Origin of the sequence: Phocaeicola sp. RTP21198st1_B8_RTP21198_201120 (assembly GCF_040929485.1) — a bacterium.
Classification (GTDB): Bacteria; Bacteroidota; Bacteroidia; order Bacteroidales; family Bacteroidaceae; genus Phocaeicola; species Phocaeicola dorei.
On the sequence record NZ_JBCOCI010000478.1, the window covers coordinates 1 to 262 of the forward strand.

Here is a 262-nt window from a genome sequence, read left to right on the forward strand (position 1 = left end):
GGATACACGAATGTCTGAAGCTTGGAATTCAATCAGGAAAACTGCCGATAACCTATTGCAGAAAACTCAATTGAATAAGATAGACTATTTAGCACTCTCATTTCTAATGACGGATGAAAAGAAGTATGCTGATAAAATAAAAGAGATTTTGCTGGATGTCACTGAGGACGAAACTTGGGGCAATCAAGAAATGATGGCTCGTACCCCAGCCTGGAACGCCGACCTTGAGATTGCACATAAAGCTTTTTATGCAGGAATAGCT

Annotated in this window: 1 pseudogene; it reads left to right on the top strand. The window is 40.1% G+C overall.

The features are described from left to right. Nucleotides 1-262: pseudogene (locus AB5935_RS27425) on the top strand (heparinase); the annotation flags it as partial.